The following is a 22,413-nucleotide window of genomic DNA, read 5'->3' as shown; positions in this document are numbered from 1 at the left end:
CCGCCGCGCATCCATCCGGTGGACACTGCGTACGGTGCCCGCTGCGACCCCTCGCGGCAGGCACCGGCAAACTAGCCAGCTGGACTGGTGCTGCAATGCAAAATCATCGAGTTATGAAGTATAACAGGATTATGAATTTCACTAGTGGCTTAATTGTCTTTAGATATACGATCGTTTGCCGGCTAGTTATAATTATGTATCATAATTGTATCGTGAATCACCCTACTTACTTAATGTAGTCAATTCGGTGATCTGCACTCACTGTCATGGTCAAGCCATTCTTATTTGAATTTCTGAGAATTAACATCATTCTCGACGCTGAGCTATGAGCGCTGATTGTTGAATCGGCCTCGGCACGGCTGGGAATTACGTAGCGGAGCTTGAGTATTTTTCCAGTACGGAATGTCATCCATCGTCCCGATCCGACGCATCGCAATGCAATATGTATTTCAAATTCTGAAATATTAGGAGGATGTTTTTGGCTTACGTAGATGCCTATCCAATTGCCTAAAATAAATCTCAAAAGATTCTTTGCCATCAGACGAAACTTTTTCAAAACTATTGGCGTTATAGGGAGATAAGGGCAGGTTTATTTCAACGAGCGGCAATGGAGGGCTTCATGATCGGAATTCGAATCGCGGCCACATCGGCAGCCTTGCTGATGGGAACCATGCTGATGCCGGCCTACGCCGGCGGACTCGGCGGTGTCGTCAGCGGTGTCACAGGCGCCGTCGGAAGCACGGTCTCGGGCGTTACTGGCGCGGTTGGCGGCGCCGTGGGCGGCGGCCTTGGCAACACCGTATCGAATACCGGCAGCGCCCTTGGCGGGACGGTGTCCGGTGTCGGCACCACAGTCGGTGGCACCGTCAACGGCGTGACAGGCGCCGTTGGAAACACGGTTGGCAGCGTTGGCAGTGCCGTCACCGGTACCAATTCGAGCGGTGCAACGGCCTCGACCTTGCGGAGCGCTCCCAGATCGACGCTGCTCTCCGGCATCGACGCTCGTGTCGATGTTCTCTCGAAGCGCGAACTGGTCCGTCTCTGCCTCGGTGTCGGCGGACAGGCCGGCTGCGGCGGTCAGCGGGACCAGGTGATCAAGCTGGTCGATGCCCGCCTCAAGCTGCTTTCGAAGGATGAGCTGGCCAATGTCTGCGTCAATGTCGGCGCAAGCTGCGGCGGCAAGGCCAGTGCAAGGAATGGCACGCAGGTTACGGCGAACGTCCTGAGCAAGAAGGGCCTCGCCAACGCCAGGGTGAAGTCGAACCTGATCGGCGGCATCAACGCCAAGGCAGCCGTTCTTTCGAAGAAGGACCTGGCCAAGGTTTGCCTGAATGCGGGAGGTGGTTCCGGTTGCGGCAATGGTGACCGTAGCCAGATCCTCGGCCTGCTGGATACGCGGCTTGCGCTGCTCCAGCCGGGCAAGCTGCTCAATCTCTGCCTGAGCGTTGGCGGCTCGTGCGGTAGTGGCACGCGCGGTCCTGGTGGGCCTGGAGGCCCCGGCGGTCCGGGTAATCCTGGCGGACCCGGCAATCCGGGCAACCCCGGCGCCGGCAATCCCGACGGTCCGACCTCGGTCTCCGATAGCAGCCTGAGCGGAGCGGATCGTCAGGCAATGCGCAACAAGTGCCCGACCATCCTCCGCAACCCGCTCTCCTATGACGGCGACCTGGTGCAGCTCTGCAAGATGGCTCGCCGGATCTAGTCGGCCTTCGACACAAACAGAAAAGCCGCCGCATCCTTCGATGCGGCGGCTTTTGCTTTGTCGCTAGGAGATCAGGTCTGCGCCTTGCCGGAAGCCATGCGGGCGATCATCAGCGCGCCCAGGATGATGGCGCCGTAGATGGCCTGGATCCAGAACGAGGGGACCTGCGCCAGCGTCAGCAGGTTCTGCACGACGCCGAGCAGCAGCACGCCGGTCAGCGCGCCGAACATCGTGCCGCGCCCGCCATCGAGCGAAATGCCGCCGATCACCGCCGCCGCGAAGACGGTGAAGATCATGCCATTGCCCTGGTTGGCGCTGATGGCGCCGACATAGCCGGTGATCACCAGCCCGCCGACCGCCGCCAGCATTCCGGCCAGGATGTAAACGCCGGTGGTGATGCGCTCGACCCGGATACCGGCGGCGCGCGCCGCCTCCGGATTGCCGCCGATCGCATAGAGAGCGCGACCGAGCCGATGATAACGCAGCACGATGCCGGCGACGATGAAGGCCAGCGCCGCCAGCCAGACCGCCAGCGGCAGGCCGAGGAAGGTGATGATCATCAGCGCATAGAAGGCGTCCGGCAGGTCGAACAGGGTTCGCCCGCTGGTGGCGCCGACCAGCATGCCGCGCAGGATGATCAGCATGGCGAGCGTCACGATGAAGGCGTTCAGCGTGAAGCGGACGACGAGGATGCCGTTGATCAGGCCGATCAGCGCGCCGACGCCGATGACGATCAGGATGCCGACAAAGGTCGGCAGCTCAATGCCGAAGCCGTTATTGGCGATTGGCAGCACGAGCAGCGCGCCGATCGCCGGCGCGAAGCCGGCCGTCGATTCGAGCGAGAGATCGAACTTGCCGGTGATGATGATCAGCGATTCCGCCAGCACCACCAGCGCCAGGGCGGCGGAGGAGGTGAGGATGGTGTTGACGTTGCCCTGGGTCAGGAAGGCCGGGCTGATGAACGCGCCGATCACGATCAGGATCAGCAGCGCCGGCAGCAGCGCGAGATCATGCAGGCGGATCATCGGCCGGCGTTGCGCGGGTTTGGCGCCGGCCCCGATCGCCGCCGTCGTGGCTGTGGGTTGCGTGTTCATGCGAGCTCGATCCCTTCGATGGAGGCGACGAGCGCGTTGTCGCTCCAGCCTGCCTTGTGTTCCGCGACGACCGATCCGTGCTGCATCACCAGCACCCGGTCACAGGTTCTCAGATCCTCGATCTCGCTGCTGACAACGAGGATGGCCTTGCCCTCCTGCCGCATCCGCTCGATGACCGTCAGGAGCGCTTCCTTCGACTTCACGTCGACGCCGGCGGTCGGATCCATCAGCACCAGGACGGACGGGTTGTTGGCCAGCGCCCGGCCCATCACGACCTTCTGCTGGTTGCCGCCGGAGAGGCCGGAGACCAGCTGGTCGGGTCCCTGGGTGACGATTCCGAGCGAGGAGATCGTCCGGTTGGTCAGTTCCGCCCGGCGTTTCGGCGCGATGAAGCCGATGGGGCCGAGATGGCGGTTCACTGTCATGATCGCGTTGTCGGCGACCGATTGCGACAGCACCAGGCCCTGGTCGTGCCGGCTCTTCGGCACGCAGCCGACGCCGAGCGCGAGCGCTGCCGTGACGTCGCCGGACGGGAGCGGCTTCCGGTCGATGCGGATGGTGCCGCCGGTATAGGGCGAGAGGCCGGCAACCGCTTCGGCGAGGCCTATGCGCCCGCCGCCGGTCGGGCCGGAGAGGCCGACGACCTCGCCGCGACGGATGTTGAAGCTCACATCCTGGAAGTCGTCGCCGGAAACACCGTCGATCTCGAGGGCCACGGCGGCGCCTTCCGGCACCGTCCGGCTGGCGGCGTCCGAGACGCCGAGATGGACGTGCTCGCCGGTCATCGCTTCGATCAGCCGGTCCTTCGGCAGGTCGGCGACGGGGGCGGTGATGATATGGCGCGCGTCGCGCAGCACCGTCACCGCCTGGCAGATCTCGTAGACCTCCTGAAGGTGGTGCGAGATAAACAGGAAGGTGACGCCGGCCGCCTGCAACTCGCGGATGCGGATAAACAGGCGCTTGATCTCGTCGCCGTCCAGTTGCGCCGTCGGCTCGTCGAGGATGATGAAACGGGCGCCATAGGAAAGCGCGCGGGCGATCTCGACCAACTGGCGCGCCTCGATGCGGAGATCGCCGGCACGGGCGTCTTCCGAGACGTTGACGCCCCACTGGTCGAGCACCTCGCGGGCGCGACGGCGCAGCGTCGACCAGCTTATGAAGCCACGCTCGGTCGGGTGGCGGTTGATGAAGAGGTTTTCCGCGACCGTCAGGTCGGGAATGATCGTCGAATGCTGGTAGACGCAGGCGACATGCTTGCGCCAGCCTTCGCGGTCGGAGATGGCGGGGGCCGGAACGCCGGAGAACAGCACCTGGCCGGAATCCGGGGCGCGCAGGCCAGTCAGGATGCCGACCAGCGTCGACTTGCCGGCGCCGTTGCGGCCGACCAGCGCGTGCGACTCGCCGGCGAAAACCTTGATATGCGCCTCGTGCAGCGCGGTTGTCGGGCCATAGCGCTTGGAGACGCCGCGGGCCTCGACGATCGGGATGGTGGTGTCAGGCGGCTGCATGGTGCCCCCGCCCGGGATCGAGAAGAGAAGGAATCTGCATCGGGGTCTCCGGAGTTCGGGAGAGCCTGACCCGCGCCACCGGCGCGGATCAGGCCATATAACACCTCGCGCCAAGCGCTTGATTTCATGTGGAAAGCGCGGGCCTTCCCGAAATCGATCGCTTAGAGCTGGTTGCCCCAGAAGCTCTTGTCGTCGACGTTTTCCTTGGTGACGAGCGGCGCGGAGAGCTGGTCTTCCAGCACGCCGGGACGCACTTCGAGAATGGTGCTGTCGTGGTCGGTCGGGCCGGCCGCGAAGGTCTTTCCGGCCATGGCTTCCTTCAGATACTGGATGCCGTACTTGGCATAGAGATCGGCAGGCTGCGAAACCGTGGCGTCGATCTCACCCTTGCGGATGGCGTCGAATTCCTGCGGGATGCCGTCATTCGAGACGATGACGATATGGCCTTCGGTGCCGGCCGGCTTCAGCAGATTCTTGCGCTTCAGCGTCTGCAGGGTGGGGGCGAGGAACACGCCGCCAGCATGCATGTAGATCGCCTTCAGGTCCGGCTGCGCGTTGAGCAGCGCATCGAGACCGGCGGCGGCGTCTTCACCCGACCAGGCCTTGGTCGGGATCTCGAGCAGCTTCAGGTTCGGATAGTTCTTGGTGATGCACTCGCGGAAACCATTGCCGCGATCGCGTCCGTTGATCGAGGCCTGGTCGCCCATGATCTGGACGACGGGGCCTTCCTTGACGTTGTCGCCGATGAATTTGCAGGCCTTCTCGCCATAGGCGAGGTTGTTGGCGCGCACGACGATCGCCACCGGGCCGGAATCCGGCGCGACGTCGACGGCTACGACCTTGGCGCCGGCCTTCTCGGCGGCCTTCAGCACGGAGCCGGCGGCGGCGGATTCGAACGGCGAGAAGATGATGCCCTTGGCGCCGAGCGACAGGGCGTTCTGCACGCCGGTGATCTGCTTGGCGGTATCGAATTCGGAGTTGAAGGGCTCGAGCAGATCGACGCCCTGCTTCTTCGCTTCCTCGACGATATACTTGTTGTACGAGGTCCAGAACGGCGAGGTCAGCGTCGTCAGATCGACGGCAACCTTCTCGCCTTCGGCCTTGGCCGCACCGGCGCCGAGCATGGTCGCCAGCATTGCCGCGCCCAGAATCGGGGCGGTCTTCTTCAGCATCTTCATGTGGTTTCCTCCCACGGGTTCAGTCACGCAGTCCCGTGCCGCGGAGCGTCCGGTTTTTCCGGTTTGTCGTTTCCGCGGCGACGTCCTCCTCCGACATCGCGCTTTACCTTGGCTGTCGTCCGCCTCAGGCGCGGACCGGAAAATCCTCCGGTGCGCGCGATATCATGGCGTCGCGGCTCGCGGCCAGATGGGCCTTGAGCGCCGAGACAGCCTGTTCGGAATCGCCATCCGCCACGGCCTCGACGATCGCGGAATGCTCCTGCCGCGTCCGTTCGGAGGTGTAGCTCTTCAGCGTGAAATTGCGGATCGTCTGGGTCTGGCGCTGGATGACCCGATGCCAGGCGGCGATCGTGTCATTGGCGCCGAGCTGGACAATCAGCTCGTGGAATTCGCGGTCGAGGCGGATCGCATCGACCAGCGCCTCGTCGCTCTGCTTGTAGACCGCCACCATGTGCGCTTCGAACACCGCGCGGAGCTTGGCGACAAAGGCGGGGGTGGCGCGGCCGGCAGCGATGCCCTTGGCGATGGCGTCGAGCTCGACCAGCATCCGCGCCTCGAAGATTTCGTCGATGGCAGCGGGCGTGAAGCGGCGGACGAGGGAAGCGCGGCGCGCCGTGCCCTCGACCAAGCCGTCGCGCTCCAGCATGGCGATCGCTTCCTTGACCGGCGTCTGGCTGATCAGGAGTTCGCCGGCAAGCTGTTCGGCAAGCAGGCGCTGGCCGGCCGGCAGGCGTCCGGAGACGATCTGGCTCCGCAACTCCTCATAGGCCTGTTCTGCAAGTGTGGCGCGCTTCAGCTTGGGCATGCCGCAACGATAGGCTCGGATTTACTCGGCGCGCAATAAAAAATTTTTTGTTTCTTTTGGACGGACGATGGGCTAGCAGCGTTAAGGAGAGCCGGGACTTTTGAGCAGAGCCAGATCGCCATGCCGAACCCTTCGCGTGACCTTTCTCCTGACCTTGCGCCGCCGCCGACCAGCACCGATGGCCGGTTGCTTCTTCTCTTCGAGGGGGACAACGTGCTGGTCGCGCGGATGCGGATCCGGGCGGGCGAGACCATCCTCGTCGAAGGGATCGACGCGACGCTCGCCGCTGACCTGCCGCTCGGCCACAAGCTGGCACGGCGTGCGATCGCGGCCGGCGAGAAGATCGTGAAGTATGGCGCTCCGATCGGCACGGCGACGGAAGCAATCGCCATCGGCACACCCGTGCACGTCCACAACGTTAGAAGCGACTACACGCCCACCTATCATCTGATGGACGCGGAAAAGCCGGAGGCACGGACATGAGCATGGCCATTGCCACGGGCACCACCACTGCCGTTCCTCAAGGGCTGCAGCTGACTGAAACGATGCGCGGCTGGCTGCGCAGCGACGGGCGCAAGGGTATCCGCAACACGGTCGTCGTCGCCTATCTCGTCGAGTGCGCCCACCACGTGGCGCGCGAGATCGCGATCCCGTTCCGCGAACACGACGTGCATGTCATCGGCTTTCCGGGCTGCTATCCGAACCCCTATGCCGAGACGATGATGGAGCGCCTCTGTACGCATCCGAATGTCGGCGCGGTGCTGCTGATCTCGCTCGGCTGCGAGAGCTTCAACAAATACGCGCTGGAAAAGAAGGTGCGCGACAGCGGCCGGCCTGTGAAGACCATCGTCATCCAGGCAACCGGAGGCACGCGCAAGTCGATGGCCGAGGGCAGGGCCTTCGTCGCCGAACAGCGCGCGCTGCTGGACGAGGCGCCGACTGTGCCGATGCAGCCGAGCGAACTGATCATCGGCACCGTCTGCGGCGGGTCGGACGGCACGTCCGGTATTTCGGGCAACCCCGCCGCCGGCCGCGCCTTCGACCAGTTCGTCGAGGAGGGGGCCGCCTGCATCTTCGAGGAAACCGGCGAGCTGATCGGCTGCGAGCACATCATGGCGGCCCGCGCCGTGACTCCGGAACTAGGCGAAATCCTGGAGGCCTCGGTCGCCAAGGCGGCGCGCTACTACGCGACGCTCGGCTATGGCTCGTTCGCCGCCGGCAATGCCGAGGGTGGGCTGACCACCATCGAGGAGAAGTCGATGGGCGCATATGCCAAATCCGGCGCGTCGCCGATCTCCGGACTGATCAAGCCGGGCGACGTGCCACCGCATGGCGGGCTGTACCTGCTCGACGTCGTGCCCGACGGCGAGGTGCGCTTCGGCTTCCCGAACATCAACGACAATGCCGAAATCGCCGAACTGATCGCCTGCGGCAGCCATGCCGTGCTGTTCGTCACCGGGCGCGGCTCGGTGGTGGGGTCGGCAATCTCGCCTGTGGTGAAGATCTGCGCCAATCCGGAGACGTTTCGCCGGATGGAGGACGACATGGATGTCGATGCCGGCCGCATTATCGAGGGCCGCGCCAGCCTCGACGAAGTCGGCCGCGAGATCCATGATCTTGTCGTCGATCTCGCGCGGGGGAAACGCACGAAATCGGAGGAACTGGCCCATCAGGAATTCGTGCTCGGCTACAAGAGCTTCGAGCCGATCGGCCCGGCCTGCCTGCCGGTCTGACATAGAGAATAGACATCGGGGAGGATGTTTTGACCGATCTGACCGCTAGGCTGGAGGCCTGCTACACCGGCGCCGTGCATGACGTGATGCGCGCCATGGGGCTGCGCGATTTCACGATGCCAGCCGAGATGCGCCCGATCATGCCGGAGCGCGCGCTTGCCGGGCCTGCCTTCACCATCGAGGGCCGTGCCGATCCGGACGCGGACGGCCACGAGACGCTGCTCGCCTGGACCGGCCTGCTCTCCAAGGCGCCGGCCGGTTCGATCTGGGTATCGCAGCCGAACGACCGCATCGTCGCGCATATGGGCGAGCTGTCGGCCGAGACGTTGAAGAACAAGGGCGTGCGCGGGGCAATCGTCGACGGCTTCATCCGCGACACCAATTTCCTGCTCGAAATGGGCTTCCAGACCTGGTGCCGGGGTTTCACGCCGCGTGATATCGTCGGGCACTGGCTGCCGGTGGCGACCGATGTGCCGATCGTCATCGGCGGCATCGACATCCGGCCAGGCGACTATTTCCTCGGCGACCGCGACGGACTGATCCGTATTCCGGCCGAGCATCTTGCCGAAGTCGTCGAGCGGGCCGAGACTGCGATCTCGACGGAAAATCTCGTCCGCAAGGCGATCCTCGCCGGCACCGATCCCCAACAGGCTTATCTGAAGCATGGCAAATTCTGATCTTTCGACTGTCGAGCCGCTGCACCCGATCCTCGTCGAGGGGGTCAAGGCGCGCCAGGCTAGACCGGCCTTCCCCGATATCGGCCCGGCGTCCGCCAAGCCGCTGTTCGAGGAGACGCAGGCGAATGCCAGCGGACAGCCGGAGGTCGCCGGCACGGAGGAAATCACCGTCGCGGGGGCCGAGGGACCGCTGGCGGCGAAGCTCTACCGGCCTGAGATTGGCACGGAGAAGCCGCCGCTCATCGTCTATCTGCATGGCGGCGGTTTCGTTCTCGGCAGCTTCAACACGCATGACCGCAACGCGCGCCGCCTCGTCAACGAGACCGGCGCGCTGGTTGTCTCGGTGAACTACCGGCTGGCGCCGGAAGCGCCATTCCCGGCGGGAGCGAACGATGCCTTTGCCGCCTTGCTCGACCTCGTGAAGCGGGCGCCGTCGCTCGGCGTCGATCCGGATCGCATCTTCATCGCCGGCGACAGTGCCGGGGCGACGCTGGCGATCGCCGCCATCCTTTCCGGTCGCGACGGCCGTGGGCCCGAACTGGCCGGCCTGATCGCCTTCTATCCCGTCACGGACATGACGGCGATCGGGGCGGGCGTCTCTTATGAGGCGTTTGGCGATGGCTCCGTTGGCCTGTCCGAGGCCGACATGATCTGGTTCCGTAATCTCTATGCGCCCGATCCGGCCGACTGGAACGATCCGCGTTGCTCGCCGCTGACAGCGGAGCTTGCTGATCTCGCCGGATTCCCGCCGACGCTGGTCATCACGGCTGCCTATGATGTGCTGGCCGAGGATGGCGCGCTGTTCGCCGCGCGGCTGAAGTCGGCCGGCGTGGAGACGAGCTATCTGCATGTCGAAGGCGTCAATCACGGCTTCATCGGAGCGCCCAACCCGCCGCCGGCGACACTCGCCACCTATGAGGCGGTCGCCGACTGGATGAAGTCGCTGGGGTGATTTCGCATGTCGCAGTGCTTGCTCACCTCTCCCTGAGGGAGAGGTCGGAGCGAAGCTCCGGGTGAGGGGTTAGGGAACCATCCGGGTGAGGCCGTAAACCCTCACCCGCCGCACCGCGTGCGTCGACCTCTCCCTCAGGGAGAGGTGAAGGAAGGGCGCGCACCCGGTCCCTAAAACCGCCGCGCCATCGTCAGGCCGCCGGGTGGCAATTCGTCCGAGTTGACCGGGGCGAAGCCGAGCTTCTCGTAGAAGGCTATAGCCGAGTGATTATGGGGGCTTACGTCGAGATGCATGCCGGGCGAACCGGCGTCGGATAGCGCCTGCATAAGGTGCTCGAAGCCGCGCCTGCCCCAGCCGAGGCCGCGCGCCTCGGGCAGGAAATCGACATGCCCGTGTGACGGATAGGGGTGAAGCGCCGGAGGGTAGAGGTAGGGCGGCCGGTGGATCAGCCGACGGACCCAGTCGCTGCCGGTCCAGTGGCTTTCGTCGTCGCCCGGGTTTTTCACGCGGGTGCGAATCTTCGCCAGCCAGTCGCGTTCCATACGGCGATAAAAATCCGGCGTGTCGAGTGCACCCATGACATAGCCGGCGACGCCGTTCGGCCCCTCCAGCACGAAGGCGAATTTCGGCTCCAGAACCAGATAGGGCCCAATGAACATGTGGCCGAGCGCGTCAGGATCGTCTTCGTGCGCGCTGGCGTCCTGGCCGGCATTGCCGGTCCGCAGGCAGACCCGGTACACGGCCGGCATGTCGGCGAGGTCAGCTTGGCGAAGGCGAAAGTCCTGGCGGGTCAGGGCGGACATTGCGGCTCCGGTCGCGGAAACAAAAACGGCCGGGAAATGTCTCCCCGGCCGTCATGACGATGGCGATGGATCAGGCCAGCGTTCGTCCGCCATTCACGGCAAAGGTCTGGCCGGTGATGAAATCGGCGGCCGGCGAGGCGAGGAAGGTGACGATGCCGGCAATATCCTCCGGCACGCCCTGATGGCCGAGTGGCACGAGACGTCGGTATTCTTCCAACTCATCCATTGTCGTATCGGCATGGCGCTCGACGGGGATGAAACCCGGCGCCACCAGATTGACGGTGATGCCGTCCGGCCCCAGTTCGCGCGCCCAGGAACGCGTTAGTCCGACCATCGCCGCCTTCGCCGCGACGTAGTGGCCGAAGATCGGATTGCCCATGTCGACCACTTCCGAGCCGATATTGATGACGCGGCCGGCACGGCGGGAGCGCCAGTCGGGAAGGGCCGCCTGAAGCAGGAGGAGGGGCGCTTTGACGAAGAAGCGGAGCTGGTCGAGATGATCGTCCCAGGTCTGCTCCTCGATCGGGATCAGCGGTTGCGGACCCGTGGCGTTGTTGACGATGGCGTCGACGGGGCCAATCTGGCGGTCAATCTCGGCGATGCCGTGCCGAACACTGGCCTTGTCGGTTACATCGAACTTGAAGGCGGACGCGCTGCCGCCGGCGCTGGTAATGGCGTCGACAACACTGCCGGCGCCGATATCGTCATGTGCGAAATTGACGGCGACCGTCCAGCCGGCGGCGCCCAGTCCCCTTGCGATCGCAGCACCAAGCCCGCGCGACGCGCCCGTGACGAGTATTACTCCCACAATCATCCTCCCGAAATGACGCCCGTCTCTGGGATTCGATGCGGGCTAGCCCGATCGAAGCACAGGCCGTCGGCATTGTCTTCCCACTTCTGGGGGAGGCGGCACGATTGCCGGCTAAGTTTAGCCGGCTCTCAGGTCGGCAAGGACTCGGTCGCCTCGAAAATGATGCCCTCTACCAGGTTGCGGCCAGCGGCCTTGGCGACATAGAGCTGTTTGTCGGCCGCCTTGATCCAGGCTTCCGGCTGGCTGCCGGGCAGGCAGGGCGCGGTGGCGACGCCGAGGCTGACGGAGACGAAAGGCGACGCCTCCGAGCCGGAATGCGGGATGCCGAGCGCCTGGACGCGGTCGCGGATGCCGAGCGCGATTTCCATCGCCTCGAGATGATCGATCTCGGGCAGGACGCAGGCGAACTCCTCGCCGCCATAGCGGATGGTCACGTCGCTGGCGTGGTGCACGGCGCGGTTGAGCGCCGCCGCCACCATGGTCAGGCAGCGGTCGCCGGCCGTGTGGCCATAGAGATCGTTGAACTTCTTGAAGAAGTCGATGTCGAGGATGATGACCGAGAGTTGGCCGCCGGTGCGCGACAGGCGTGCCGTCTCCTGGTTCAGGGACTTCTCCAGCCGGCGGCGGTTGCCCAGGCCGGTGAGCGCATCGGTGACGGCCATCTCGGCCAGTTCGTCGCGCATCCGCTTCATGTCGAGGTGGTTGCGCACGCGGGCCCGCACGACGATCGGCAGGATGGGCTTGGTGATGTAATCGATGGCGCCGAGCATAAGCCCCTTCACCTCGGCTTCCTGGTCGCCGAGCGCGGTGGTGAAGATGACCGGCACGTCGGCAATCAGTGGATCTGCCTTGATCGCGGCGCAGACCTCATAGCCGTCGATACCCGGCATCAGCACGTCGAGCAGGATCAGGTCCGGCAGCGTCGTGCGTGCAATCTCGAGAGCTTCGGTACCGGAGGTGGCGAAGTAGATATCGTGATCCTCCTCAAGCACCGCGCTCAGGATCTCGATATTGCTGACTTCGTCATCGACGATGAGGATCGATGGACGCTTGTTCAATTCTCTAATTCCCTGATCTCGACGAAGTGCTCCTGGATGGCGTCCAGGTTCGCAAGGGCATTGCTGAAGTCCAGCCGGCTGATCGGGTCGCGGATCTCGGCCAGATGGCTCGCTTCCGGTGTGCCCTTGAGCGTGGCTTCGAGCGTTTCGAATGTTTTGCGGGCGCGCATGCTCCGTTTCGTCAGTTGCTGGCGAAGCTCGTCGAGAAGGCGCGCAGCTTCGCTGCGGGCCGACGCGTCGAGGCTTGCCGCCGGTGCAATGGCGGGGGTGTCCTCGGCCGGCAGCAGCGTGCGAGCCGCGGCTAGGGCCGGCCGAAGGGCTAAATCGAGACGGTCGACAAGTTCGTCGATGTTCGCCAACTCGCGATGTGCCAGCGCGTCTTCCAGTTGCCTTGATGCTTCGGCCACCTTGCGCAATTCCAGCGAGCCGGAAACGCCCTTCAGCGAATGCGCCAATCGCCTTGCGTCGTCGACCGCGCCCGCGTCTATCTCGGATCGCAGCGTGGCGATCACGCCGCGATAGTTGGTGGCGAACGTAACGATCAGCTTGCGTAGAAGCGCCTTCTTGCCGTTGACGCGAACGAGCGCCGTCTCCAGGTCGAAGGGCAACAGTTCCGCCGGCAGGTCGATCACCGCAATGGCAACCGGCGCCACCGGTGCAGCCGAAGCCTCTGCAGCGACTGGCGATGCCGCTTCTTCCGATCTGCGCGGCTTCACCCAGCGATCCAGCGTCCGCATCAGAAGTTCCGGATCGACCGGCTTGGCGACGTGGTCGTTCATGCCGGCCTGAAGGCAGTTCTGGCGCTCCTGCTCATAGGCGTGCGCCGTCATGGCGATGATCGGGAGCCTGTCGGCTGCGATCGTCAGGCGGATGCGCTTCGTCGCCTCGATGCCGTCCATCTCCGGCATCTGCACGTCCATCAGCACGGCGTCATAGGTTTGGCTGGAATCGAGCACCATTTCGCAGGCGATGCGGCCATTCTCGGCCAGTTCGACGATCAGGCCGCCATCGCTGAGGATCTCGAAGGCGACCTCGCGATTGATCTCGTTGTCTTCGACGAGAAGGATGCGTGAGCCCCGCAATTCCGGCGCGACCATGGGAACGGCCTGAACCGCCGCGACATCGGCGCGTGCCTGTCCTGCCGCCCGGCCGACGAGTTGCGTTACCTCGGCCAGGAGGATCGCGGTATCGACCGGCTTGACGAGGAAGGCCGAGATGCCCGCCTCGCTGGCGCTGTCCATGGCCTCTTCGCGCGCATAGGCGCTGACCATCATGATGGTCGGCAGGCTGGTCAGCGTCTCGCTGTTGCGCATCGCTTCGACCGACTCGATGCCGTCCATGCCGGGCATCTTCCAGTCGATCAGCATCAGATCATAGGTGACGCCGCGCGCCTGCGCATCTTCGAGCAGCGCGATTGCCTCTGTGCCGGAGGCGACGAGATCGGCCTGCACCGACCAGCTTTCGAAAACCGAATGCAGGATCTCGCGCGACGCGGGATTGTCGTCGGCAATCAGCACACGGATCCCCCGCAGCTTCTCGACATCGGCCGCCTCGGCCAGCATCAGCGCGTCGCCTTCTTCCATCCGCACGGTGAAGATGAACGTGCTGCCGGCGCCGGCAGCGCTCTCGACGCGGATCGTGCCACCCATCAGCTCGACCAACTGCTTGCTGATCGCAAGGCCGAGGCCAGTGCCGCCGAACTTGCGGGTCATGGAGTTGTCGGCCTGGCTGAACGAGCGGAACAGCATCTGCTGCTGCTCGGGCGTCATGCCGATGCCGGTATCGCGGATAGACACCTCCAGGGTGAGCTTCTTGTCGATCTTCTCCTGCGTGCGGATCGTCAGGATCACGCCGCCCCGGTCCGTGAATTTCACCGCATTGGAGACGAGATTGAGGATGATCTGGTTCAGCCGCAGCGCGTCGCCGAGCAGGGTCGTCGGCACGTTGTCATCGATGTTGATGCGGACGTCGACGCCCTTTTCGGCCGCCTTGACGGCCGAGATGGCCGTCGCGTTCTCGATGGTCTCGCGGATCTTGAAGTGCGTGTTCTCGAGCGAGAGCATGCCGGCTTCGACTTTCGAGAAGTCGAGAATGTCATTGATTAGCGTCAGCAGCGCCGTGCTGGCCGCCTTGATCTTGCTGACATAATCCGCCTGCTTCGGCAGCAGCCCGGTACGCAGCGCCAGATGGCTGAAGCCGAGTATGGCATTCATCGGCGTGCGGATCTCGTGGCTCATATTAGCCAGGAACAGGCTCTTGGCGATGTTCGCGGCATTGGCCTCGCGCGTGCGGTCGGCGACCTTCTGCTCCAGCGTCTCATTGGCGAGCACGATCTCGTCGCTCATCGTCTTGATGCGGCGGAAACTCGCGGCGAGCGTCTGGCTGAGCCAGACCAGCACGATGGTCTGGAACGCCACGATCGAGGCGTGCAGATAGACGCGGGGCAAATCGGCGCCAAGCGGGAACACGGCGTAGGGGAAGACGAAATTGAGCATCAGGTGATGCGCGGCGACCGCGACGGCGGCGACGACGACGGGCCGCCAATCGCACCAGCCGATGACGAGGGCCAACGTGGCGAAGAAGTACATGTGCATGTCCATCTGCCACGGATGGCCCGCGAACATGTAGACCAGCAGCGCCGGCTGCCCCATCAGCGCGACGGCCGAAACATAGCGCGTCACCGGCGCCGGGCCGCGCAGCGTCCAGGACACCTGCATCGCCAGGGCCAGCAGAATCGCCAGCAGAGTCGGCGCGACGATGCCACGATCGATCCACCACGCGACCAGCGCGATGAACGGCACATGGATCCAGGTCAGGACGACCAGAAAAAGTCCGAAATTGCGTCGCAGCCTGCCGAGTTCGCCCATGGGGGAATTCCTTGAAAATAATTCTGGGCGCGGCGCTCAGACGGAGAAGCAACCGCGCAGCTTGACGGCGTCGAGCACGAGCCACGCGCCAGAGCGATAGAGAGCGGAGATGAAGTCCGGATTGTCCGATTGGGCGATGATCACGTTGGTCAGCCCTCCGCTCGCGACGATGCTGCCGCCGGAGCGTGCCACGATCTCGGCCGTCTCCGAAGCGTTCAGCCAGAGCGGCGCCACGACGGCGACTTCCTCCGCTCCGGCATCCGCCGTCATGGAGCCGACGAAGATCGCCACGACACTGACGATTAAAAGCAGGCCGGCCGGAACAATGTCCCGCCAACTCCCACGTTCGACCGATGGATCGATTGCATTGTCCGGAATCGAATGCCCCCGCGATTGCCCCACCGCGAAGAAGGCATAAAGCCCGGTTCAACGGGCGTTATCAAGCGCGTAAACGGTCGCGCCGGGCTGTACGGCCCAATATTTGGTCGCCTCGAGATGGCAGGACCGTCGAGAGCCGCGTCAATCATGGATTCTGTTCGGGATTCAAATCTGAAACCCGGGTGATTTATCGATGTGTCCGGTTGGCGTCCGTCCGTTCCACGCCTGGGACAGGGCCGTATCAGTCCAGGTGGAATACCTCTTCCATAATCGACCACCACTCGCCGGGCTTGGCCGAGGCGAGGGGATTCTGGCAGGGACTGGTCTGGCCGAGCCAGGCCTTTATCGCCGGCTCGGTGTCGAGACGGGCAGCATCGGCCGGCCAATCGGCGCCGTGATATTCCCAATAGCCGAACAGCAGGTTCTCCGGCTCGCGCAGATAGATCGAATAGTTCTTCACGCCGCAGGCCGAGAGCAGCGCATTGACCTCGGCCGAGCCGGTCGCATGCAGGCGCTTGTATTCCGCGACCGCCTCCGGCTTGACGCCGATCACCATGCCCATGCGCTGCATTTTCAAATCCTGCGTTTGGTGGGTTCCAACCTCTGCCGTCATCCCCGCGAAGGCGGGGATCCATTCAGCAGGAGGCTTGAGTGAAAGCTCCCGGAAACCCTGCTGAATGGGTCCCGGGTCTCCGCTGCGCTCCGCCCGGGATGACGGCGAGGGCGCGGAGAAAGGCAGCCAACGCGTTACCAAAGTCCGCTCCCAAGAACCGCAAGGGTGTCCGAACCCTCCCTCAAAGGGAGGGTTCGGGAAGGAGCTACCCCTTCACGGCGCCCACGGCGATGCCGTTGACGATCTGGCGCTGGAAGATAACGTAGAGGATGACGATCGGGGCAGCGGCAAGGCAAATGCCCGCCGCCAACAGCGGCACGTTGGTGGTGTACTCGCCCCGCAGCGCGGCGATGCCGACCATCAGCGTTCGCTGGTCCTGCAGCACGAGCAGCGAGATCAGCACGTCGTTCCAGCAATAGAGCGTGTTGAGAATGCCGAGTGTCACCAGCGCCGGCTTCCCCATTGGCAGCATGATGTGCCACCAGACCTTGAGCAGGTTGGCGCCGTCGATCTGCGCCGCCTCGAACAATTCGCGCGGCAGCCGGGCATAGAAGGCGGTCATCAGATAGACGCTGAACGGCAGGAAAAATGCTGTGTAGGCAATGATCAGGCCGGGTCGGCTGTCGATCAGGTTGAGGCCGATCATCGTGCGGTAGAAGGGCACCAGCACGACCTGCACCGGGATCATCAGCGATACCAGGATGGTGATGAAGATGATCTTGCGGCCGCGGAAGCGCAGGATGGCGAGCGCGAAACCCGCCATCGAGGCGACGACCAGCAGCACCAGCACCGCGCCGACCGTGACGACGACCGAATTGTAAAAGTACTCGGAGAGCCGAGACTGGTTCCAGGCTTGCGAAAAATTGGCGAAGGTCGGATCGGTGGTGATGCCGAACCGGTCGAGCACATAGCCCTTTCGCGTTTTCAGCGCCGCGTTGATGGCGAAGAAGACAGGGTAGATCGCGGAGAGGGCGAGCAGCGCCATCGGGATCGAGAGGATCCGCAGGATGCGCTTTTCGCGGGTTTGAACTTCTGCCATGACGCCCTCAGATGTCGGCGTTGCGGGACATGATGCGGATCTGGATCGCGGCCAGGCCCGCCATCATCAGGAACAGCACCATCGAGATCGCGCTTGCATAGCCGGGGCGGTTCATCTTGCCCTGCTCAAGCCAGATGAGAAATTCCGGCAGGATGGTCGAGGTGCCGGGGCCGCCGGCGGTCAGCACGTAGATCAGCCCGAACATCGAGGTCAGCATGCCGATCGTCGTGACGACGGCGGCGAATTCGATGATCGGCCGGATCGACGGGATGACGATGTGCCACCACATCTGCAGCAGCTTCGCGCCGTCGAGCTTGGCGGCTTCCAGCATTTCGGACGAGACGGTCGAGAGGCCGGCGATGAAGATCAGCAGGCTCATGCCGAAGGTCGACCAGAGTTGCACGGCGATCAGGCTGAACAGCGCGGTGGATGAATTTCCGAGCCAATCGACGGCGGAAAAGCCCATCGCCTTCAGGAACAGGTTGAACGAGCCGTCATAGCGCAGCAGCACGTTGAAGATGGCGCCGACGATCACGGAGGAGAGCACGGCCGGGAAAAAGTAGACGGCGCGGAAAATCTTGCCGCCCGGCACGCCCTGATGGATCAGGATGGCCAGTACCAGCGGAAGTCCGATCCAGATCGGCAGCGTCGCCAGCAGGATCAGCATGTTGACCAGGCTGTCGAGGAAGACAGGGTCATGCGCGATGCCGATGTAATTATCGAACCCGACAAAGCGCGGCTGCGACATGCCGTCATAATCGGTGAAGGAATAGCCGAGGCCCCAGATAAGCGGGATGATGCGGAACACCACCACCAAAGCCAGCGCCGGCAGCACAAACAGATAGGCGAGGCGCTCGGCATTATGGCCGCCGGACTTTCGGCGCGGCGTGGCGGCGCTCTTGCTGTCCTTGGCGATCACGGTTTCGGTCATTCGAGGGCCTCTGGTCATCAAAAAGGGAGAGGCTCCGGGCGATCGTCTGCTGCCGTCCGGAACGTCGTTTGGCTCGCCGGGACAACCAGGCTCCGTCATCCCCGCGAAGGCGGGGATCCATGCAGCCGCAATCCCGGAGGCCGGGGCTGCATGGATCCCGGGGCAAGCCCGGGATGACGGCGCAGTGGCGCGCAGGCGGAGCGATATCAGAAGCGTGACTACTTCTTCTTTGCCTGGGCCTGGACTTCGTCGAGGCGGGCGACGGCCTTGTCGACGGTGGTCTCGCCGGTGAAGAGCATCTGGCTCTGGCGATGCCATTCCTCGGTCTCTGCCGTGGACGTGTTGTTGTGCAGCAGCGGCGCACCGTCCGAGAGCGAACCCAGAACGACCTTGGCCGAGGGGCTTTCGACCTTCGACGTGTCGACGGCCGTATCCGAGGGAACCGCGCCGGCGGACTCGAAGAATACCTGCATGGCAGGCGTCGCGGCGAAGCTCTTGGCGAGTTCGGCAGCGAGGTCCTGATTCGGCGAGAACTTGGTCACGGCATAGCCGATGCCGCCGGCGAGCGGCATGCGCAGCTTGCCGTCACCGCCCGAAACCGGCGGCAGGACATAGACGCCGACATTCTGCGGCTCAAGGAACTCGTCGAATTCCTTCCAGTGCGCCACGTCCGAAAGCAGGCCGATCGTGTTGGCGTTCTCGGAGCGTTCGAAGCTCTGGTATTCGTCCATGAACTTGGCGGTCGAATTGGCGCCTTCCGCATACCAGCCGTCCTTCTGGGTATCGACCCACTTCTGGACGATTGCCTTGATCTCCGGGCTCGACCATTTCAGGTCGCCGGTGGTCCAGGCAGCCTGCTGCTCTGCTGTCAGCGCGTTGGCGGCGGCGGCCGAGTAGAAGAAGTCGGCGCCATAGCCTTCCTTGTTGCCGAGCGCGAAGCAGGTCGTGCCGGCAGCCTTCAGCTTGGCGCAGATCGCGTCCAGTTCGGCCCAGGTCTTGGGCGTCACTTCCGGATCGAGGCCAGCCTTCTTGTAGAGTTCCTTGTTGTAATAGACGGCAAGGCCCTGGATCGAGATCGGCACGGCATAGACGCTGCCATCGGCGCCGGCGAATTCATCCCAGCCGGCGACGCGCGCCTTGAGGTCGGCGACCTTGTCGTCGAGCTTGGAGAATGCCGGGATGCGTTCCTTCGCCTGCGAACCGCCATGCACCAGCACGACATCCGGTCCCTGGCTGGCGGCGATCGCCGTGCCGAGCAGGGTGTAATACTGGTCATGCGGCTGCATGACGAACTTCACCGTGACGCCCGGATGTGCGGCCTCGAAATCGGCCTTCACCTTGTCGTAATAGGGCGTCGTCGTCGGATCGCCCGACTTCCAGTCCCAGACGGTCAAGGTGGTATCGGCCTTGGCGGATGCCGCCACGCCGAGCGTCATGACAAGCGCGGTGGCGAGCATCGTGCCGGCGCGCAGAATCCTGTTCGTCGTCTTCATCTCTTGTCTCCTCCCTCGCAGATCTCTCCCCACCCACGGCCGGCGAGCGCGACCGTGGGTCCCTCAAAACTCAGTGCGGCAGGCGCGTATTGATCGGGCCGGCCGGCAAATCCTCATTTGCCACGACATTCGGTACGGCCCAGTCGTTGCGCGCGCTCTCCGAAAGCACCAGCCCGTGGCCGGCGCGGTCATGCGCGTGGATCCAGCCGTCGCGGATCTCGAAAGGCTGTTCGACCAGATGGTCGAAATTCTGGAACGAGTATTCGAGCCATTCGACCTCGGGCAGGGCGATTGCCATGTTGACGCCGATCTCGAGGAACGAGTTGCCGAGGCTGACCGGAATGCCATGCTCGGCGGCCAGCCAACCGATGCGCATCACTTCCGAGACGAAGCCGTGCACGTTGATCATGTCGGTACCGCGCGCCTCGATGAGCTGGCGCTTGCCATGGGCGTCGAAATATTCGCCCGAATTGACCAGCGTGAACGGGCAGCCGGCCCGGATCATCTTCAGGCCTTCGAAATCGTAACGCAGGCAAGGATCCTCGATCCAGAGGATGTCGAAGCCGGCATCCTTGATCTTGTTCATGTTGCGGACGGTCTGCTGCGGCGACCAGCCCTCATTGGCGTCGATCATGATCGCTTCCGGCTTGCCCACCGTCTTCACCAGCAGGTCGAGCCGGTGCAGGTCGCGCTCGATGTCCGGGTGGCCGACCTTGATCTTGAAGGATTTGTAGCCGACCGACGTCGCGTGATCGAACAGGGCGCAGAAGTCCTCGTCGGAGAGGTGGAAGTCGAGGCCGCTGGCATAGGCTTTCACGCGGCTCTTGGTGCCGCCGAGCAGCTTCCAGAGCGGCATCTTCAGGTCCTTGGCGGTCAGGTCCCAGAGCGCCTGATCGATGCCCTCGCCGAAGGGGAGTGACGCGCCACGGATGTTGCCACCGCGCGGGCGACGGACCTTGTGCACCAGCGCCGCCGGCTCCTGGCCTTCCAGCCCGGGCCAGATCTCGGCGCGGAAAATGCGCTCGATCTCGGCCTGCGACGGCAGCGGATTGAACAGCGAGGCGACGAAGCCGAGGCCGACCAGGCCATTATCGGCGATCAGTTCCACCGTCGCCACATGCGCATGCGCGATGCGGACCTGGCTATCGCCGATGACCCGGTCGCGGGCGAACTGAAAACGGACAATTCGGAAATCCACGATGCGCATGCTATGAGTCGCCTAATCGATCAAAAGTGAGTGTTGATATGTCACGTAAGCAATCTGATAGATCAGATCAGATGACGCCGCAAGACGCCGGGGCCCAGGATGTGCTGGCCGAGCGCGACGCCGACAGCACCACCGTATCGTTGAGCGAACTGGCCTATGAGCGCATCCTCGACCGGCTGTTCGGTCGCGAACTGCCGGCCGGGGCCTTCCTGTCGCAGAGCGAATTGGTAAAATTGATCGGTGTGCCGGTGGCGCCGCTACGCGATGCGCTGCGCGTGTTGCAGACGGAGGGATTGCTGACGATCCATCCACGCTCGGGCATCCGCTTCATGAAGGCGGATTTCGAATTCGCGCGGAACACCTATCAATTCCGCGCCATTCTGGAGCGGCCGGCTGTACGGGTGTTTGCCGAGACGGCGTCGTTTGAACTGCTCGACGGTCTGATCGAACGGCACAATCGAGCCATCGCAGCGCTGGAAAGCACCGGCTTCACCCCGGTCATCGCGCCGGAAATGGTCGCCATCGACGCGGCGCTGCATTTCGAGATCATCAGCGCGCTTGGCAATGTGCTGGTCGATTCGACCTATCGCCGCGTCCACAATTATCTGCAGCTGATCCGGCTCGACCGCACGCTGACGACGCGGATCGTGCTGCGCACGCTGCACGAGCACTTGGTCCTGCTGGAGGCCTGCAAGGCCCGCGACGCGGACGCCGCCGAAGTCGCGCTGCAGACGCATTTTTCCAACGCGCTGCAGCGGACCCTTGGGATTTTTTGAGGTCTCAGCTGGCCTTCGTCACCCAACCAAGCACGTTCTTCCAAAGGCGGGCATAGCCCGGCCATTCGACAAAACTGTTGGGCAGCCAATGCGGGCCGATGTCGGACGTCCAGGCGACGCTGCGGCCTTCGCCGTATTCGCCGGCAACCAGCAACGGATGGCCGCCCTCCGAATCGGGTAGGCGAGCCAGGAGCTCGACATCCGGACGGTCGCGCAGCTTCACCTCGTTGGCGCCGAGGAGGAGGGGCCATTCGCCCTCAAGACCGGCCAGCAGCGGATGCGCCCGATTTCCGACGATCTCGGCGCGGAACCCTTCCGGTACCTCGATGCGGTCGTCATGCGGCAGGCAGGTGACGGGCAGCGCGTCTTCGACCGCCGTACGGGCCCAACGGCCGCGCCCGTCAATGCCCTGGAAGGTCAGGTAGCCGCCGATCATGATCAGGCCGCCGCCCTGGCGTGTCCATTCGCGCAGCAGCTTGACCCGGTTCGGCATCGGCTTGCCATGCAGCCAGACGTCGGGGTGCAGCAGGATCGAGTTGGAGCCGATATCGGACAGGATGATGGCGTCATAGGCATTGAGGCCCTCCATCGTGAGGGGCAGTTCGGTCGGTACCTGATGCGCCTGCATGTAGGTCAGTTCGAATTCGCTGCCGGCCAGCGCCTTGACCAGCGGCTCGGCGCCGAGATGGAAAGTGACGCTGCCGAACTGGTCGAATCCCTTGTAGTGCGTGGCGCTCGACATCCAGCTTTCGCCGACGAGCAGCACCTTCTTCGCAGTCATACTTCGC

At 63.9% G+C, this 22,413-nt stretch carries 21 protein-coding genes; 6 read left to right on the top strand and 15 right to left on the bottom strand.

Annotated features, from left to right (window positions below):
• Positions 1-619: 619 nt before the first annotated feature.
• On the top strand, positions 620-1,702 hold the full coding sequence (locus tag OSH12_RS11265; protein WP_266343639.1) for a hypothetical protein: 1,083 nt from the start codon (positions 620-622) through the stop codon (positions 1,700-1,702).
• Positions 1,703-1,773: 71 nt separating this feature from the next.
• On the opposite strand, the gene OSH12_RS11260 is transcribed toward OSH12_RS11265, so the two are convergent.
• The 4 genes from OSH12_RS11260 to OSH12_RS11245 all read right to left on the bottom strand — a co-directional run bounded on the left by OSH12_RS11260 (position 1,774) and on the right by OSH12_RS11245 (position 6,287).
• Positions 1,774-2,796, bottom strand: coding sequence for an ABC transporter permease (locus tag OSH12_RS11260; RefSeq protein ID WP_266343638.1), 1,023 nt, complete (start codon positions 2,794-2,796; stop codon positions 1,774-1,776).
• A complete protein-coding gene (locus tag OSH12_RS11255) occupies positions 2,793-4,304 on the bottom strand; it encodes a sugar ABC transporter ATP-binding protein (protein WP_266343637.1) in 1,512 nt (503 codons plus the stop codon). The genes OSH12_RS11260 and OSH12_RS11255 overlap by 4 nt, the downstream gene beginning before the upstream one ends.
• Before the next feature lie 161 nt (positions 4,305-4,465).
• A complete protein-coding gene (locus tag OSH12_RS11250) occupies positions 4,466-5,482 on the bottom strand; it encodes a sugar ABC transporter substrate-binding protein (RefSeq protein ID WP_266343636.1) in 1,017 nt (338 codons plus the stop codon).
• A 124-nt stretch (positions 5,483-5,606) separates the two neighbouring features.
• Positions 5,607-6,287, bottom strand: coding sequence for a GntR family transcriptional regulator (locus OSH12_RS11245; RefSeq protein WP_266343635.1), 681 nt, complete (start codon positions 6,285-6,287; stop codon positions 5,607-5,609).
• Positions 6,288-6,407: 120 nt separating this feature from the next.
• Here OSH12_RS11245 and OSH12_RS11240 point away from each other — a divergent pair, with 120 nt between their 5' ends.
• From OSH12_RS11240 to OSH12_RS11225, 4 genes are read left to right on the top strand one after another with little or no spacing between them, the layout of a single operon-like run.
• Entirely contained in the window at positions 6,408-6,770 is a 363-nt protein-coding gene (locus OSH12_RS11240; RefSeq protein ID WP_266343634.1) for a UxaA family hydrolase, read from the top strand.
• The gene (locus OSH12_RS11235) at positions 6,767-8,020 is read left to right on the top strand and encodes a UxaA family hydrolase (RefSeq protein ID WP_266343633.1); all 1,254 of its coding nucleotides are present in this window, start codon (positions 6,767-6,769) and stop codon (positions 8,018-8,020) included. The genes OSH12_RS11240 and OSH12_RS11235 overlap by 4 nt, the downstream gene beginning before the upstream one ends.
• Positions 8,021-8,049: 29 nt before the next feature.
• On the top strand, positions 8,050-8,697 hold the full coding sequence (locus OSH12_RS11230; RefSeq protein ID WP_266343632.1) for an RraA family protein: 648 nt from the start codon (positions 8,050-8,052) through the stop codon (positions 8,695-8,697).
• Positions 8,684-9,649 (top strand): alpha/beta hydrolase, encoded by a 966-nt coding sequence (locus OSH12_RS11225; protein WP_266343631.1) that lies wholly within the window; start codon positions 8,684-8,686, stop codon positions 9,647-9,649. Before OSH12_RS11230 ends, OSH12_RS11225 begins: the two co-directional genes overlap by 14 nt.
• 170 nt (positions 9,650-9,819) lie before the next feature.
• Here the strand turns inward: OSH12_RS11225 and OSH12_RS26250 are convergent, their stop codons facing one another.
• From OSH12_RS26250 to OSH12_RS11175, 10 genes are all read right to left on the bottom strand, one after another.
• Positions 9,820-10,191 carry a GNAT family N-acetyltransferase gene (locus tag OSH12_RS26250; protein WP_407660762.1) on the bottom strand — a complete coding sequence of 124 codons (372 nt, stop codon included), beginning with the start codon at positions 10,189-10,191 and terminating at the stop codon, positions 9,820-9,822.
• 331 nt (positions 10,192-10,522) lie between these two features.
• Complete coding sequence (locus OSH12_RS11215) at positions 10,523-11,266, bottom strand: SDR family oxidoreductase (RefSeq protein ID WP_266343629.1); 744 nt, start codon at positions 11,264-11,266, stop codon at positions 10,523-10,525.
• Positions 11,267-11,391: 125 nt separating this feature from the next.
• On the bottom strand, positions 11,392-12,321 hold the full coding sequence (locus OSH12_RS11210; RefSeq protein WP_266343628.1) for a diguanylate cyclase: 930 nt from the start codon (positions 12,319-12,321) through the stop codon (positions 11,392-11,394).
• Positions 12,318-15,188 (bottom strand): response regulator, encoded by a 2,871-nt coding sequence (locus tag OSH12_RS11205; protein WP_266343627.1) that lies wholly within the window; start codon positions 15,186-15,188, stop codon positions 12,318-12,320. Before OSH12_RS11205 ends, OSH12_RS11210 begins: the two co-directional genes overlap by 4 nt.
• Before the next feature lie 36 nt (positions 15,189-15,224).
• A complete protein-coding gene (locus OSH12_RS11200) occupies positions 15,225-15,479 on the bottom strand; it encodes a hypothetical protein (RefSeq protein ID WP_266343626.1) in 255 nt (84 codons plus the stop codon).
• 328 nt (positions 15,480-15,807) lie between these two features.
• Complete coding sequence (locus OSH12_RS11195) at positions 15,808-16,137, bottom strand: L-rhamnose mutarotase (protein ID WP_266343625.1); 330 nt, start codon at positions 16,135-16,137, stop codon at positions 15,808-15,810.
• Between the two features lie 247 nt (positions 16,138-16,384).
• Positions 16,385-17,218 carry a carbohydrate ABC transporter permease gene (locus tag OSH12_RS11190; protein WP_266343624.1) on the bottom strand — a complete coding sequence of 278 codons (834 nt, stop codon included), beginning with the start codon at positions 17,216-17,218 and terminating at the stop codon, positions 16,385-16,387.
• 7 nt (positions 17,219-17,225) lie between these two features.
• The gene (locus OSH12_RS11185) at positions 17,226-18,149 is read right to left on the bottom strand and encodes a carbohydrate ABC transporter permease (RefSeq protein ID WP_266343623.1); all 924 of its coding nucleotides are present in this window, start codon (positions 18,147-18,149) and stop codon (positions 17,226-17,228) included.
• Positions 18,150-18,367: 218 nt separating this feature from the next.
• Positions 18,368-19,642: an ABC transporter substrate-binding protein gene (locus OSH12_RS11180; RefSeq protein ID WP_266343622.1), complete on the bottom strand. Its 1,275-nt coding sequence runs from the start codon at positions 19,640-19,642 to the stop codon at positions 18,368-18,370.
• Positions 19,643-19,712: 70 nt separating this feature from the next.
• Positions 19,713-20,849, bottom strand: coding sequence for a mandelate racemase/muconate lactonizing enzyme family protein (locus tag OSH12_RS11175; protein WP_266343621.1), 1,137 nt, complete (start codon positions 20,847-20,849; stop codon positions 19,713-19,715).
• Between the two features lie 71 nt (positions 20,850-20,920).
• Between OSH12_RS11175 and OSH12_RS11170 the strand changes: the two genes are divergently transcribed.
• Positions 20,921-21,625: a GntR family transcriptional regulator gene (locus tag OSH12_RS11170; protein ID WP_266343620.1), complete on the top strand. Its 705-nt coding sequence runs from the start codon at positions 20,921-20,923 to the stop codon at positions 21,623-21,625.
• A gap of 4 nt (positions 21,626-21,629) precedes the next feature.
• Here the strand turns inward: OSH12_RS11170 and OSH12_RS11165 are convergent, their stop codons facing one another.
• The gene (locus tag OSH12_RS11165) at positions 21,630-22,406 is read right to left on the bottom strand and encodes a glutamine amidotransferase (RefSeq protein ID WP_266343619.1); all 777 of its coding nucleotides are present in this window, start codon (positions 22,404-22,406) and stop codon (positions 21,630-21,632) included.
• Between the last annotated feature and the right edge of the window lie 7 nt (positions 22,407-22,413).

Source organism: Kaistia terrae, from assembly GCF_026344005.1.
GTDB lineage: Bacteria > Pseudomonadota > Alphaproteobacteria > Rhizobiales > Kaistiaceae > Kaistia > Kaistia terrae.
The sequence above is the reverse complement of the archived record's forward strand: the minus strand, read 5'-3'. Positions and strand labels throughout refer to the sequence as shown.

Excerpts from the sequence above, each read along its gene's own strand:
- OSH12_RS11165 (WP_266343619.1), bottom strand. The coding sequence starts at position 22,406 with ATGACTGCGAAGAAGGTGCTGCTCGTCGGCGAAAGCTGGATGTCGAGC.
- OSH12_RS11205 (WP_266343627.1), bottom strand. The coding sequence starts at position 15,188 with ATGGGCGAACTCGGCAGGCTGCGACGCAATTTCGGACTTTTTCTGGTC.
- OSH12_RS11170 (WP_266343620.1), top strand. The coding sequence starts at position 20,921 with ATGACGCCGCAAGACGCCGGGGCCCAGGATGTGCTGGCCGAGCGCGAC.
- OSH12_RS11180 (WP_266343622.1), bottom strand. The coding sequence starts at position 19,642 with ATGAAGACGACGAACAGGATTCTGCGCGCCGGCACGATGCTCGCCACC.
- OSH12_RS11175 (WP_266343621.1), bottom strand. The coding sequence starts at position 20,849 with ATGCGCATCGTGGATTTCCGAATTGTCCGTTTTCAGTTCGCCCGCGAC.
- OSH12_RS11235 (WP_266343633.1), top strand. The coding sequence starts at position 6,767 with ATGAGCATGGCCATTGCCACGGGCACCACCACTGCCGTTCCTCAAGGG.
- OSH12_RS11250 (WP_266343636.1), bottom strand. The coding sequence starts at position 5,482 with ATGAAGATGCTGAAGAAGACCGCCCCGATTCTGGGCGCGGCAATGCTG.
- OSH12_RS11255 (WP_266343637.1), bottom strand. The coding sequence starts at position 4,304 with ATGCAGCCGCCTGACACCACCATCCCGATCGTCGAGGCCCGCGGCGTC.
- OSH12_RS11260 (WP_266343638.1), bottom strand. The coding sequence starts at position 2,796 with ATGAACACGCAACCCACAGCCACGACGGCGGCGATCGGGGCCGGCGCC.
- OSH12_RS11185 (WP_266343623.1), bottom strand. The coding sequence starts at position 18,149 with ATGACCGAAACCGTGATCGCCAAGGACAGCAAGAGCGCCGCCACGCCG.
- OSH12_RS11215 (WP_266343629.1), bottom strand. The coding sequence starts at position 11,266 with ATGATTGTGGGAGTAATACTCGTCACGGGCGCGTCGCGCGGGCTTGGT.
- OSH12_RS26250 (WP_407660762.1), bottom strand. The coding sequence starts at position 10,191 with ATGGAACGCGACTGGCTGGCGAAGATTCGCACCCGCGTGAAAAACCCG.
- OSH12_RS11190 (WP_266343624.1), bottom strand. The coding sequence starts at position 17,218 with ATGGCAGAAGTTCAAACCCGCGAAAAGCGCATCCTGCGGATCCTCTCG.
- OSH12_RS11225 (WP_266343631.1), top strand. The coding sequence starts at position 8,684 with ATGGCAAATTCTGATCTTTCGACTGTCGAGCCGCTGCACCCGATCCTC.
- OSH12_RS11195 (WP_266343625.1), bottom strand. The coding sequence starts at position 16,137 with ATGCAGCGCATGGGCATGGTGATCGGCGTCAAGCCGGAGGCGGTCGCG.
- OSH12_RS11265 (WP_266343639.1), top strand. The coding sequence starts at position 620 with ATGATCGGAATTCGAATCGCGGCCACATCGGCAGCCTTGCTGATGGGA.
- OSH12_RS11245 (WP_266343635.1), bottom strand. The coding sequence starts at position 6,287 with ATGCCCAAGCTGAAGCGCGCCACACTTGCAGAACAGGCCTATGAGGAG.
- OSH12_RS11240 (WP_266343634.1), top strand. The coding sequence starts at position 6,408 with ATGCCGAACCCTTCGCGTGACCTTTCTCCTGACCTTGCGCCGCCGCCG.